We start from the raw sequence: 12,977 nt of genomic DNA, 5'->3' as shown, positions 1-12,977 counted from the left end.
AGGAACTTTTTTCATAAAAAATAGCCTGTTCTCCGCACAAAGAAAGAGAGCAGGCTATTTTCATTACTGTTGAAGGGCTTCTTGCAGCTCTTTTAGCAGTAGTTCTGCGCCTTCAGCGCTTAAATTAATTTTACCATTTCCATATTCATGATTCTCAGAAGTAATCTCACCAGTCATGAGACAAACACCTTGAGGCTGATATTTTTTCAAGACGATTTTATCTCCATCTATAAAAAATTCCATACTGTCTTTAATTGCAATATCAAGTGCTCTTCTCAATTCGATTGGCATCACAATACGCCCTAGTTCATCTACTTTTCTTACGACTCCGATAGATTTCAATTTCGTTCCCTCTTTCTTTCATTAGCTCAAGATCAATCTGTTTTTCACCAATTGATATATCGTAGACGTAAGAGATTCACGAAAGGTTTCTCCAACTTGAAAATTTTTTTCACAAAAGAAAAAACAAAGGGAAAATTTATTGTGATTGTCAAAATGATACTTGAATTTTACAAGTTCATTTCAAGGTCATCACAAACCCCCACAAATGACCTCAACCCTCTGAACTTTTAAATGTAAAATTGTTTAAAACAGCAAAAATAGAGATTGGGTGAAAATATGTTTCAAAATGCCGAAATTGGAATTGATTTAGGAACAGCTAACATATTGGTTTATAGTAAAAATAAGGGAATTATTTTAAATGAACCGTCCGTCGTGGCAGTCGATACAGAAACAAAAACTGTACTTGCCGTCGGAACAGAAGCAAAAGAAATGATTGGGAAAACACCTGGGAAAATTGTGGCGATCCGTCCGATGAAAGACGGTGTCATCGCTGATTATGATATGACAACAGATTTACTCAAACAAATCATGAAAAAAGCAGGAAAAAATATCGGGTTTACCTTCAGAAAACCAACGGTCGTCGTATGTACACCTTCTGGTTCAACAGCTGTTGAGCGCCGTGCCATCAGTGATGCTGTGAAAAACTGCGGAGCAAAGCACGTGCATTTAATTGAAGAACCAGTTGCAGCCGCAATCGGCGCTGATCTCCCAGTAGATGAGCCTGTTGCAAACGTCGTAGTCGATATTGGCGGAGGAACAACGGAAGTTGCCATCATTTCGTTTGGCGGCGTTGTCTCTTGTCATTCCATTCGAATTGGCGGAGATCAGCTGGATGAAGATATCATTACATTTGTGCGAAAGAAATATAACCTATTAATCGGCGAGCGGACAGCTGAGCAAGTTAAAATGGAAATTGGTTATGGTCTCATTGAGCATGAGCCAGAGTCATTAGAAGTACGTGGACGTGATCTGGTGACAGGTCTTCCAAAAACGATCACACTTGAATCTCATGAAATTCAAGGTGCCATGCGAGAGTCACTTCTTCATATTTTAGAGGCGATTCGTGCCACATTAGAGGACAGCCCTCCAGAGCTTAGTGGTGACATCGTAGACCGCGGCGTGATCTTAACTGGCGGTGGCGCTTTGTTAAACGGGATTCAAGAATGGCTCTCACAGGAGATTGTCGTTCCAGTTCATATTGCAGCAAATCCACTTGAATCTGTCGCAATCGGAACAGGTCGTTCACTAGAAGTCATTCATAAATTGCAAAAAACATTAAAATAATCTTCTTGTTCTACTTCTTTTTTTATCATTTCGATCATATCGTGAGGAATGGATAAACGTGAAGGAGGAAGAACATGTTGCTTGATTTAGGTAAACGGGTCGTTGTCACAGTCATTTTAACGGGTATTATATTAGGAGGAATGAGCCTGTCGTTTTCACATATGCCCCCTTCTAATGCACAGCCTGTGAAACAACTGAACCGCTAAAAAAGCCGCATGAAAGCGGCTTTTTTATTTTGGCTTTTCGCGTGCTCCCCATTTTCCTTTTCGGTCTTAAATCTGATATGATGAACATGACTAAAGGAGGGTTTTTATGAATTCATTTGAAAAACAACTAGATCAATATGCGAAGACCATCGTTGAAGTCGGTGTGAATGTTCAAAAAGAACATGAAGTCGTCGTATCTGCATCTACTGAATCTGCAGACCTTGTTCGTCTTGTTGCGAAACATGCGTATGAGCGCGGGGCGAAAAACATACATATCCGCTGGAGTGACGGTGTTCTTGCTCGTTTAAAATATGAACATGCACCGCAAGATGTGTTTGAGCAATTCCCAGAATGGGAAGCACAGATGATGGAAACCATCGCAAAACGCGGCGGCGCTTTTATCACGATCTTGTCAGAAAGCCCTGACCTTCTGCGAGGCATTGATTCGAAAAAAATCGCTGCACAGCAAAAAGCCGCTGGATCCGCCCTTCATACATATCGCCAATACGTTCAATCAGACAAAGTGGCTTGGACGGTTGTAGGCGCTGCATCAAAAGATTGGGCGAAAAAGATTTTCCCTGACCAGACAAATGAAGAAGCTGTCGCTTTATTATGGGATCAAATCTTTAAAGTCGCTCGCGCTGATCAAGCAGATCCTGTGGAGGCTTGGAAAAAGCACGATGAGTCGCTAAATGAAAAGGTCAAAATCCTAAATGAGCGCCACTACCAGAAGCTTCATTATGATGCTCCTGGCACTGATTTAACGATTGAGCTCCCTGAGCAGCACATTTGGGTAGGTGCCGGCAGCGTGAGTGAGCGCGGCGTCTCTTTCATGGCTAACATGCCGACTGAAGAAGTCTTTACTGTACCTAAAAAAGACGGTGTAAATGGGACTGTCTCAAGCACAAAACCGCTCAGCTATGCAGGAAATATCATTGATGAGTTTACTTTAACATTTGAAAATGGCCGAATTGTCGATGTGAAAGCGAAGGAAGGCGAAGACATTTTAACTTCGCTCGTTGAAACAGATGAAGGCTCTCATTATCTAGGTGAAGTTGCTCTTGTACCAGATGATTCACCAATCTCAAACTCGAATATTCTCTATTACAATACCCTTTATGATGAAAACGCATCGAACCACCTTGCCATCGGCAGCGGATATGCGTTCAATATCGAAGGCGGAAAAGAGATGAATCGTGAAGAATTGGATGCAGCTGGTGTAAACAACAGTATCACACACGTCGATTTCATGATTGGTTCAAAGGAAATGAATATTGACGGTATTACAAAAGACGGAAAACGTGAACCGATCTTCCGTAATGGGAATTGGGCGATTTAATCGAAAAAAAAGACATCCACAATTGGATGTCTTTTCTTATTTACGCATAAAGCTCAACGAGTCTCTTTTGAATCTCTTGATCTGATAAGAACTCATCATATGTTGTTTGTTTATCGACGATGCCATTTGGCGTCACTTCGATAATACGGTTTGCCACTGTTTCAACAAACTGATGGTCATGAGATGAGAAGAGCATCGCTCCTTTAAAGCTCATTAAACCGTTATTCAGCGCCGTAATGGATTCTAGGTCTAAGTGGTTCGTCGGCTCATCCAGAAGCAGTACATTCGCTCCTGACAGCATCATTTTCGATAACATACAACGAACCTTTTCTCCTCCTGATAAGACGCTTGCTTTTTTCTTTACTTCTTCCCCAGAGAAAAGCATACGTCCTAAGAATCCGCGTAAGAAGCTTTCGCTTTGATCATTAGGAGAATATTGGCGAAGCCAATCCACTAAATCGACATCGTTTCCTTCAAAGTATTCACTATTGTCTTTCGGGAAAAAGGCTTGAGATGTTGTGACGCCCCATTTATATGTCCCGCTGTCTGGCTCCATCTCACCAGCAAGAATTTTAAATAAAGTAGACACAGCAAGCTCATTACGGCTTAGGAACGCAATTTTATCCTCGCGATTCATGATAAAGCTGACGTTATCAAGTACTTTCACACCGTCAATTGTTTTCGATAGACCTTCTACTTGAAGGACATCATTTCCGATTTCACGCTCTGGCGCAAAATGAACATACGGATATTTACGTGAAGAGGGCTTAATATCGTCTAAAGAGATTTTATCAAGCAATTTCTTTCTTGAGGTCGCTTGCTTCGATTTAGAAGCGTTCGCACTGAACCGGGCAACGAACTCTTGAAGCTGCTTAATTTGCTCTTCTTTTTTCTTATTTGCATCTTGGCTGAGTTTCAGCGCTAGCTGGCTAGACTCATACCAAAAATCATAGTTACCGACATATACTTGAATTTTTCCGAAGTCTAGGTCCGCAATATGTGTACACACTTTGTTTAAGAAGTGACGGTCATGCGAAACGACGATGACGGTATTTTCAAAATGAATAAGGAACTCTTCTAGCCACTGGATGGCTTGTAAGTCCAAGTGGTTCGTTGGCTCATCCAGAAGAAGGACGTCAGGCTTGCCAAATAACGCTTGGGCTAGTAGTACTTTTACCTTTTCAGAACCACCAAGCTCAGACATTTTCTTCGATTGAAGGCTCTCTGGAATGCCAAGACCTTTTAATAAGATCGCTGCTTCACTTTCTGCTTCCCAGCCGTTTAACTCAGCAAACTCACCTTCAAGCTCTGCTGCACGAATCCCGTCTTCATCTGAGAAATCAGGTTTCATATAGATCGCATCTTTCTCCTGCATCACATCATATAAACGCTTGTGACCCATCATGACGACTTTTAATACTTCAAATTCTTCGTATTCAAAGTGGTTCTGTTTTAAAATCGCTAAACGCTCACCAGGGCTCATATGAATATCGCCCGTCTGAGCCTCAATTTCACCTGAAAGAATCTTTAGAAACGTTGATTTACCAGCTCCATTGGCACCAATTAAACCGTAGCAGTTGCCAGGAGTGAATTTAATATTTACTTCTTCAAATAGTTTACGATCAGCAAATCGCAAACTAACATTATTTACTGCAATCATTTATTAATCCTCCATCACTCATTCATCATTATGAAGTATAACATGAATAACGTTTGTTAGAAACGTCTCTCACTAAGAACGATAACAAATTGTCTAATATGGTATAATAAGTGGGAATGATTTATTGAAGGAGTTCGTGTGATTTGAGATTACTTACACTGATGGAATACTGTTTATTGATTTTCTTTATGGGTATTTATTTATCTGCAACAGGCTTTAATGCGAGGGATTTTGGCCTTTATATTGGGCTAGTGCTTATTTACACACTGGTACACATCTTTTCGAAACGCTTTTTACAAAAGCGAGGGAAAGAAAATCATAAGATCGGATTGTTTCGGTCCGTTTTAGCCATTACTGGGTCTGTCTTCGCTTCTGTGTTGGCCATTGTGCTCATTGTTACAGTGCTCACGCCAAATTAAAAGCGACCCTTCTTTTAAGGGTCGCCCATTCAAGCACTTTTCTCACGCACCTGAGAAGGGTGCTTTTATTTTGTTTGCCGAATGTCGCCAAATGGGAAGAAAACAAATTCTGATGTCCCGACAACCCGATCCTTTTCAATGAGTCCAAGTCCATTTCTGCTGTCCATGGAATTGAGTCTGTTGTCCCCCATCACAAAGTAATCGTTTTTCGGTACTTTCACTGGACCAAAATCCCCTGTCAAATGCACTTCATACTCTTTCGCATGTGCCTTGTTCTCTTTTAAATAAGGCTCATCTACTTTTTTACCATTAATGTAAAGCGTATCATCCTTCATTTCAATCGTGTCTCCCGGAAGACCGATCAATCGTTTTACATAATGAATTTTCTGGCCATCTTTTCCATTAATAATCACGATGTCACCTCGTTTGACACCACCTAGATAGTTAATGGTTTTGTTGACAAACAGCTTTTCCCCATCATGAAGGGTCGGTTCCATTGACTCTCCTTCCACCACATACGGCTCAAATATAAACGTACGGATGAGCAAGACGAGTGCAAGTGCAATTAAAATAGCTTTGATCCATTCAAACAGTGAACTTTTCTTCTCTGTTTTGGCTTGCTTTGCATCAGATTGAATATCATTTTCGTTTTGTTTGTTTTCTTCGTTCAAAATACTGCTTCCTCCTAAGACTTTCTGCTAAAAGACTTGAAACGTGAATTGAATAACTTTACTTTATCACATGTCATTTAAAAATTCACAAGACAACCATTCAATTAGATATTTTTTCCTAATTTGTTCATAATTAAACAAAAAGAAGCACCGCTGTTCACGATGCTTCTCTTCTACTTTACGCTTCTAGTTTCACTGGTTTTTTCAAAACACCAAGTAAAATCGCTGTTACAACGGCACCGATTAAGATGCTGATGATATAAAGTATCGGATGATTTGTTACCCAGAAAACGAATAGTCCGCCGTGCGGTGCAGGAAGCGTGACTCTAAAGAATTCCGTTAATCCGCCAGCCACAGCTGCTCCAATGACAGCTGAAGGAATCACGCGTAGAGGATCAGCCGCTGCAAACGGGATCGCCCCTTCAGTGATGAAAGCAGCTCCCATGAAGTAGCATGTAATTCCTGCTTCTCGGTCACGTTTTGAGAATTTATTTCTAAAAATTGTTGTAGCAAGTGCAATACCTAGTGGTGGTACCATTCCGCCTGCCATAATGGCAGCATGCGGTGCATAGTTTCCAGCAGCAATCATTGCAAGACCAAATGTGTAAGCCGCTTTGTTAATCGGCCCACCCATATCAATCGCCATCATACCTGCCAAAATAATGCCCATTAAGACAAGGTTTCCAGTACCTAAAGTTTCAAGCCAATGAGTTAATCCGTCCATCACCATTTTTACTGGTGTGTTAACAACGTAATGCATAATGATACCTGTGAAGAAAATACCGAACAATGGATAGAGCAGAACCGGTTTAATCCCGTCGAGCGACTGCGGTACGAAAGTGAATACTTTTTTAAGTAACACAACGACATAACCAGCAAGGAAACCGGCAATGAGTCCGCCTAAGAATCCTGCACCTGCTGCTGACGCCATAAATCCACCGACCATACCTGGCGCAAAACCTGGACGATCAGCAATACTCATCGCAATAAATCCGGCTAATACAGCCACGATTAAGGCAAGTGCATTATCTCCGCCAATTCCTTTTAAAACAGCTGCAAATGAATTAAATGAAGGGTCATTAGGGTCAGCCGATTTAATACCCCAGAAGAATGAAATTGCAACAAGGATACCGCCCCCGACAACAAATGGAAGCATGTTGCTTACACCGCTCATTAAGTGCTTGTAGAAACCACTTCTCCCTTTGCCAGATGACTCATGTTCGTCTTTTGAAGAACTGCCGCCAGAGCCTTTATAGATCGGCGCATCTTGATTGACTGCTTTTTCAATCAATTCCTGCGGACGACGAATTCCTGCTGTCACAGGTACTTCAATGACATGTTTGCCTTTAAAGCGTTCCATTTCAACTTGCTTGTCCGCTGCCACAATGATGGCTGGTGCTTCTTCGATTTCTTTTGCCGTAAGAGCGTGTTTAATACCACCAGAGCCGTTTGTTTCGACTTTAATGTCAACGCCCATTTCTTTCGCTTTTTCTTTCAAAGCATCTGCTGCCATAAATGTATGTGCAATACCTGTTGGGCAAGCTGTTACTGCTAAAATCTTAGCTGGTTTACCTGATGCAGCCGGCTCCTCTTGAACTTCCTCTTCTTCTTCATCGTCCTTGTCATGCGTATTGATGATATCGATGATTTCATCTTCAGTAGCCGCTTCAAGAAGCTGCTTTCTGATTTCTTCACGCATCAGAAGTGTTGATAAACGAGAAAGTGCTTCTAAGTGCGTGTTGTTTGCGCCTTCAGTTGCTGCAATCATAAAGACAAGATGACTCGGCTGCGCGTCCAGTGATTCATAATCTACACCAGCTACTGAGCGGCCAAATGCAATGGCAGGCTCTTTGACACTTGCTGTTTTAGCGTGAGGGATAGCAATTCCTTCACCAATACCAGTAGAGCTCTGTTTTTCACGGTTGATCACTGCTTCTTTGTAGCCCTCTTTATCATTTAACTTGCCAGCTGTATCTAAAACAGTGACTAGTTCTTCAATGACTGCTTCTTTCTGCTGGCTGTCTAATTGAAGCTTAATGGTTTGCTTTGTGAGTAGTTCTGTTATTTTCATGATGACTCCTCCTTTAAATGCGTGTGACTTTTACTTGTGGTAATAGTGTGTCGACAAGCTCTTTTGTCCCAAGCTCCTCAGAAAATGCTGTAGCACTGCCTGATGTGACGCCAAGCTTAAATGATTCTTCAATCGAAAGGCCTTTCGAAACGCCGGCTAAAAATCCTGCAACGACTGAATCCCCTGCACCAACCGAATTAACAAGCGTACCCTTTGGAACATTGGACTGATAAATCCCTTCCTTACTGAATAAGAGAGCGCCATCTCCAGCCATGGATACGATGACATGTTCAGCACCTTGTTCTAACAGCTTCTTCCCATAAGGAATGGCTTCTTCTGCAGTAGAGATGCTCGTCTCAAACATTTCACCTAGTTCATGATGGTTTGGCTTCATTAAGAACGGTTTCAAGCCTGCTGCTTTTTTAAGGGCTTCCCCGGAAATATCAAGAACAACTCTAACGCCTTGCTTTTCGCACACTTCAGCAATACGTTCATATGTGTTATGAGGCAACGAAGAAGGAATGCTGCCAGCTAACACAACGACATCTCCTTCAATCAATGAGGTAAATTGAGACAGAAACGACTCAAATTGCGCTTCAGTAATTAATGGGCCGAGTCCGTTGATTTCGGTTTCTTCACCTGTTTTTAGTTTCACATTAATTCGTGTATCTTCTGACACCTCGTGAAAGGCTGTTTGTAATTGTTCGTTTTGTAAAAAGTCTTGAATATATTTGCCTGTAAATCCGCCTATGAATCCAAGCGCTTTTGATTCAACACCGTGACGTTTTAAAAGCCTTGAGACATTGATCCCTTTTCCGCCTGGATATTTTTTGTCATAGGTTGAACGATTCAAACCGCCGACTGCGAAATCCTCCACGTGTACGATGTAATCAACTGATGGGTTTAAAGTAACTGTATAAATCATGTTTTCACTACCTTTATAACCGTTTTTTCATGGTAATTATCGAATGAATCCTCTTTTGCGTCGTTTGTGATAATGGTGGCTTCCTGTAAACTAGCAAAGGTTGAAAACGATATTTCGCCAAATTTAGAGGCATCTGTTAAGATATAGGTTTTTTTCGCCTGCTTCATGGCCCTTTTTTTCATGAGCGCTTCCTCTGGATCAGGTGTTGTAAACCCTGCCTCGGGATGAATGCCGTTCGTCCCAACAAAGCTTTTGTCAAAACGGTAATTTTCCATCGCCGTCAAAGCTGCGGCTCCCACCATGGCTCCTGTTCGATGTTTCACTGATCCGCCTATCAGGTAAAAAGAAATGCCTTTTCTCATGAGTGCTTCAATGTGCATAACACCGTTTGTCACCACAACAATATCTTGTTCTGGATCGATATATTCAATCATTTGCTGTGTGGTCGTACCAGCGTCTAAATAAATACAATCACCTTGTTTTAAAAGTGAAGCAGCTGCCTCTGCAACCAATGACTTTTCTTGAAGGTTTTTGGCAGATTTCTCAAATACATCTGGTTCAAGACGGATACTTGATATCTTGGCTGCTCCCCCATGAACTCTTTTAAGAAATCCTTTTTCTTCAAGGGCTGATAAATCTCTTCTAATAGTAGATTCAGACGCATCCGTCATAATCGTTAAGTCCTGTATTTTGATGACATCATTTTCTTCTAAACAGTCGATAATGAGTTGATGTCTTTCCGGTGTTAACATGAAAACACCCCCTTTTGAAAACGTATTCATTTTGCGCGCACCTTTATTGTAATCGCTTTTTTCAACATTATCAATACAAAACAATCAAATACATTCAATAACTATCAAAATCTTTCACAATGGTCATCTTACCTTTATATGTACCATTTGTAAACTGAAAAATATGTGACATTAAGATGAAAGTCATGATCTTAGCATTTCTATCATTTTTCATTTCATTCAATAGAACTAAAAAAAGCTTTTATGCGATGTGCATAAAAGCTTTTGATGTTTGATTACAGCGGAATTCACACTGTTTGTATACTTTTGTTCTTCTCGAAACTATTCATATCTAAGAGAATCAATCGGATCTAGTCTTGCTGCTTTATTCGCAGGAATTAACCCAAAAACAATCCCAATAAACATACTAAACAGCACACCTACACAGATGATTTGCCAAGATACTAAGGACGGCCAGCCGGCAATGAGTGATACTAACGAGGCACCGCCTATACCTAGTGCAATCCCCATCAACCCGCCGATCAAGGTTAAGACGACAGACTCAATTAAAAATTGAACGAGTATTTGAGCCCTCGTTGCTCCAATCGCTTTTCGAATACCGATTTCCCTTGTCCTCTCTGTCACAGAAACAAGCATGATATTCATCACGCCGATACCGCCGACAAGTAAAGAAATTCCAGCTATTGAGCCAATGATTGTGGTCATAACAGACGTGATTTGACCAATGCCTTCTGCGATTTCTTCCATGTTGATCATTTCATAAGCATCTTCTGTATGATGATTTTCATTTAATAATGCAGCCGCACTCTTTCCTACTTCCTTCATTTGATTAGCATGTGCGACTTGAATTGACAACTTATCGTATTCATTGATCCCAAATGTGGAGGTGAGCATTGCAAAAGGGACATATATTTCATTCATATCGAATGAGAGCATCCCTTTTTGTTTGGCTAAAACACCGATGACTTCAACCGGCTGTCCGTTCATCCAAATCATTTCGCCCAATGCCTTCTGTCCATTAAATAATTCTTTTTGTAAGCCTTCAGAGATGAGGGCGGCTCTTCTGCCGCTTCTAAAGTCAATATCTCTTAAATTCTGCCCTTCTGCTATTTGTAATGAATGTACATTCGTATACCCTTCATTTATACCGTTAACTGTCGCATCCACTGTTGTATCTTGAAATCTCAGCTGCATTCCTTGCGCAGTCGAAGAGGCAACCTGATTCACCCCATTGATTGTCTTAATACTTTTTATGTCTTCCTCAGTAAATGTGGCATCGAATAAAGCGTTGGGATTTGCATTTAACTCTTCGTCAGACGGCGTATACGTCATATCAACTGTATTGTTTGGACCCGAAATTGACCCTTTTAGCATTTGCTCGCCGCCTTGACCGATAGCCACGACCGCAATGACTGATCCAACACCAATAATAATCCCAAGCATCGTTAAAATAGAACGTAATTTATGAGCTAAAACAGAATTCATCGCTATTTTGATATTTTCAAAGAGTTTCATTCATAGCGTCCCCTTGTGTCAATCTATCTTCAACGAGTCGGCCATCTCTTACAACGACCGTCCGATTTGTATATGCAGCTATTTCTTCTTCATGGGTGACAAGCACAATCGTTGTCCCTTCCTCATTCAGCTTAGTAAACTGTTCCATGATTGAGAAGCTTGTTTTTGAGTCAAGAGCGCCTGTCGGTTCATCTGCTAAGATAAGCTGCGGCTTATTGACAATTGCACGGGCTATTGCCACTCTTTGCTTTTGCCCTCCCGACAACTCACTTGGCATATGTTTCATTCGGTCTGCCAAACCAACCTTTTCAAGTGCCATCTCTGCACGTTCTTTTCTTTCCTTTTGACTGATACCAGCGTAAATCATCGGAAGCTCAACATTACGCCTCGCATTTAACCTCGGCAGCAGATGAAATTGCTGAAAGACAAATCCAATGAATTGATTTCGAATCACTGCGAGGTCTTGATCCTTTGCTGCTGACAGCTCTCTTCCTTGAAAATGATATTGTCCTGTAGTTGGCCGGTCTAAACAGCCAATGATATTCATTAACGTCGATTTTCCAGAGCCGGACGGGCCCATAATGGACATATACTCGCCTTTTTCGATGACAAGATCGACCTCACTTAATACATCAAATGATTCTTGGGCAACCTCGTAGCTTTTTGTCACGTTTGAAAGCTGAATCATTCAGCATTCACTTCCATTCCGTCATACATGTCATCTGATGGATGAGAAATGATTTGATCCTCTGCTATGACACCTTTTGTCACTTCAAGATCATGACCTGACGTTTCCCCTAGCTCCACTTTTACTTTTTTAAGTACATTCTTTTTGACAACATATACATATTGTCCATCATCCTCTTTTTTTACAGCTGATTCAGGAATCGTTAGGGCTTGACGCTTATCTGTTTCAATTTCCATGATCATTTTAAAACCAGGTTTTGCTTCAGGTTTTTTTCCCTTTATTTCGATTTCAACTGGATATTGCACCGTTTGATCACCTGCAGTTGTTTCAGATGCTGCCTGAGCAGGTACACCCCCCACTTTTTTCACGACCCCTTGCCAGCTCTTTCCGCGAATGACATCAGACGTTATCTTTACTTTTTGTTTCTTTTTCACTTTTATGGCGTCATACTCAGAAATCAATCCTCGCACAATCATTTTTTTCTCATTGCCAATATGAATGATCGGCTGCCTTTCTTCTGGCTTTCCTGCCCCTTCTTCTTGCTCAATGGAAATGACTGTACCGGCAATTTTACTATGTACGATTAAATCTTCTATTTGTGTTTTTACTTTTTCTTGGCTGATCTCTGCTTGTTTTTGTTCTAATTCAGCCGCTTTCAGCTCTAGTTCAAGCTGGTCTCGCTCGGTTTTAGGATTGGCAGCGGAGTCGCCTCCTTGTTTTTTATCTAATTCGCTCAATCTATTTTGTAATTGTTCGCGTTTTAACGTACTGGATTCAGCCGCAAGAGCTTGCTGCTCTTCTTCAAGCTCCAGCTCTCTATTTTCATATGTAAGAAGCGGCGTTCCGGGCTTTACCTTTTCTCCTTCTTTCACAGAAATCCCCTTCAAGTGTCCCTTTTCCTCTTCTGCATAAATGAACTGCTCTTCAGAGAATGAAAGTGTCCCTGGCGTCATGACCGTAGTGGTGATTTCTTTTTGCGTAGGTTTTACTGTTTTGATAGCTGCTGTCGAAGCAGGCTTTGATTGATTTTTCGCAATGTTAAAGCCAATAAATAGACCGATAACAATAATAAAAATGGATCCGATGATGATTTTCTTTCTCATAA

The 12,977-nt window shown here is 41.1% G+C and carries 13 protein-coding genes; 4 read left to right on the top strand and 9 right to left on the bottom strand.

The genetic code is table 11. From position 1 onward, the window contains the following. Nucleotides 1–63 precede the first annotated feature (63 nt). Nucleotides 64–342, bottom strand: a complete 279-nt coding sequence (locus tag MHI33_RS08430) for an AbrB/MazE/SpoVT family DNA-binding domain-containing protein (RefSeq protein ID WP_034325036.1) — start codon at nt 340–342, stop codon at nt 64–66. A 276-nt stretch (nt 343–618) separates the two neighbouring features. On the opposite strand from MHI33_RS08430, the gene mreBH reads away from it, so the two are divergent. The 3 genes from mreBH to MHI33_RS08415 all read left to right on the top strand — a co-directional run bounded on the left by mreBH (nt 619) and on the right by MHI33_RS08415 (nt 3,171). Then, nucleotides 619–1,626, top strand: a complete 1,008-nt coding sequence (gene mreBH, locus MHI33_RS08425) for a rod-share determining protein MreBH (RefSeq protein WP_012009812.1) — start codon at nt 619–621, stop codon at nt 1,624–1,626. 74 nt (nt 1,627–1,700) lie between these two features. Next, nucleotides 1,701–1,832, top strand: coding sequence for a protein YkpC (locus MHI33_RS08420; protein ID WP_003210922.1), 132 nt, complete (start codon nt 1,701–1,703; stop codon nt 1,830–1,832). A gap of 106 nt (nt 1,833–1,938) precedes the next feature. Further along, entirely contained in the window at nt 1,939–3,171 is a 1,233-nt protein-coding gene (locus tag MHI33_RS08415) for an aminopeptidase (protein ID WP_340910621.1), read from the top strand. 40 nt (nt 3,172–3,211) lie between these two features. Here the strand turns inward: MHI33_RS08415 and MHI33_RS08410 are convergent, their stop codons facing one another. Further along, nucleotides 3,212–4,831 (bottom strand): ABC-F family ATP-binding cassette domain-containing protein, encoded by a 1,620-nt coding sequence (locus tag MHI33_RS08410; protein WP_065097200.1) that lies wholly within the window; start codon nt 4,829–4,831, stop codon nt 3,212–3,214. 143 nt (nt 4,832–4,974) lie between these two features. Between MHI33_RS08410 and MHI33_RS08405 the strand changes: the two genes are divergently transcribed. Continuing rightward, on the top strand, nt 4,975–5,250 hold the full coding sequence (locus tag MHI33_RS08405) for a hypothetical protein (protein ID WP_034619939.1): 276 nt from the start codon (nt 4,975–4,977) through the stop codon (nt 5,248–5,250). Nucleotides 5,251–5,315: 65 nt separating this feature from the next. On the opposite strand, the gene lepB is transcribed toward MHI33_RS08405, so the two are convergent. The 7 genes from lepB to MHI33_RS08370 all read right to left on the bottom strand — a co-directional run bounded on the left by lepB (nt 5,316) and on the right by MHI33_RS08370 (nt 12,975). Next, nucleotides 5,316–5,888 carry a signal peptidase I gene (lepB, locus tag MHI33_RS08400; protein WP_029706712.1) on the bottom strand — a complete coding sequence of 191 codons (573 nt, stop codon included), beginning with the start codon at nt 5,886–5,888 and terminating at the stop codon, nt 5,316–5,318. 211 nt (nt 5,889–6,099) lie between these two features. Beyond that, entirely contained in the window at nt 6,100–7,992 is a 1,893-nt protein-coding gene (locus tag MHI33_RS08395) for a PTS fructose transporter subunit IIABC (RefSeq protein ID WP_065097199.1), read from the bottom strand. Nucleotides 7,993–8,005: 13 nt separating this feature from the next. Then, nucleotides 8,006–8,917, bottom strand: coding sequence for a 1-phosphofructokinase (gene pfkB, locus MHI33_RS08390; protein WP_065097198.1), 912 nt, complete (start codon nt 8,915–8,917; stop codon nt 8,006–8,008). Then, on the bottom strand, nt 8,914–9,669 hold the full coding sequence (locus tag MHI33_RS08385; protein ID WP_003211999.1) for a DeoR/GlpR family DNA-binding transcription regulator: 756 nt from the start codon (nt 9,667–9,669) through the stop codon (nt 8,914–8,916). Before MHI33_RS08385 ends, pfkB begins: the two co-directional genes overlap by 4 nt. Before the next feature lie 321 nt (nt 9,670–9,990). Further along, on the bottom strand, nt 9,991–11,184 hold the full coding sequence (locus tag MHI33_RS08380; RefSeq protein ID WP_340910616.1) for an ABC transporter permease: 1,194 nt from the start codon (nt 11,182–11,184) through the stop codon (nt 9,991–9,993). Then, entirely contained in the window at nt 11,171–11,872 is a 702-nt protein-coding gene (locus MHI33_RS08375; RefSeq protein ID WP_044142040.1) for an ABC transporter ATP-binding protein, read from the bottom strand. The genes MHI33_RS08380 and MHI33_RS08375 overlap by 14 nt, the downstream gene beginning before the upstream one ends. After that, on the bottom strand, nt 11,869–12,975 hold the full coding sequence (locus MHI33_RS08370; protein WP_106065213.1) for an efflux RND transporter periplasmic adaptor subunit: 1,107 nt from the start codon (nt 12,973–12,975) through the stop codon (nt 11,869–11,871). Before MHI33_RS08370 ends, MHI33_RS08375 begins: the two co-directional genes overlap by 4 nt. Nucleotides 12,976–12,977: the final 2 nt, after the last annotated feature.

Origin of the sequence: Bacillus sp. FSL K6-2971 (assembly GCF_038006405.1) — a bacterium.
In the GTDB taxonomy this organism is placed as follows: domain Bacteria; phylum Bacillota; class Bacilli; order Bacillales; family Bacillaceae; genus Bacillus; species Bacillus pumilus.
This window is presented reverse-complemented; position numbering and strand designations above follow the sequence as displayed.

Coding starts and splice junctions, on each gene's coding strand:
- mreBH (WP_012009812.1), top strand. CDS start 619: ATGTTTCAAAATGCCGAAATTGGAATTGATTTAGGAACAGCTAACATA.
- MHI33_RS08420 (WP_003210922.1), top strand. CDS start 1,701: ATGTTGCTTGATTTAGGTAAACGGGTCGTTGTCACAGTCATTTTAACG.
- MHI33_RS08415 (WP_340910621.1), top strand. CDS start 1,939: ATGAATTCATTTGAAAAACAACTAGATCAATATGCGAAGACCATCGTT.
- MHI33_RS08410 (WP_065097200.1), bottom strand. CDS start 4,831: ATGATTGCAGTAAATAATGTTAGTTTGCGATTTGCTGATCGTAAACTA.
- MHI33_RS08395 (WP_065097199.1), bottom strand. CDS start 7,992: ATGAAAATAACAGAACTACTCACAAAGCAAACCATTAAGCTTCAATTA.
- pfkB (WP_065097198.1), bottom strand. CDS start 8,917: ATGATTTATACAGTTACTTTAAACCCATCAGTTGATTACATCGTACAC.
- MHI33_RS08385 (WP_003211999.1), bottom strand. CDS start 9,669: ATGTTAACACCGGAAAGACATCAACTCATTATCGACTGTTTAGAAGAA.
- MHI33_RS08380 (WP_340910616.1), bottom strand. CDS start 11,184: ATGAAACTCTTTGAAAATATCAAAATAGCGATGAATTCTGTTTTAGCT.
- MHI33_RS08375 (WP_044142040.1), bottom strand. CDS start 11,872: ATGATTCAGCTTTCAAACGTGACAAAAAGCTACGAGGTTGCCCAAGAA.
- MHI33_RS08370 (WP_106065213.1), bottom strand. CDS start 12,975: ATGAGAAAGAAAATCATCATCGGATCCATTTTTATTATTGTTATCGGT.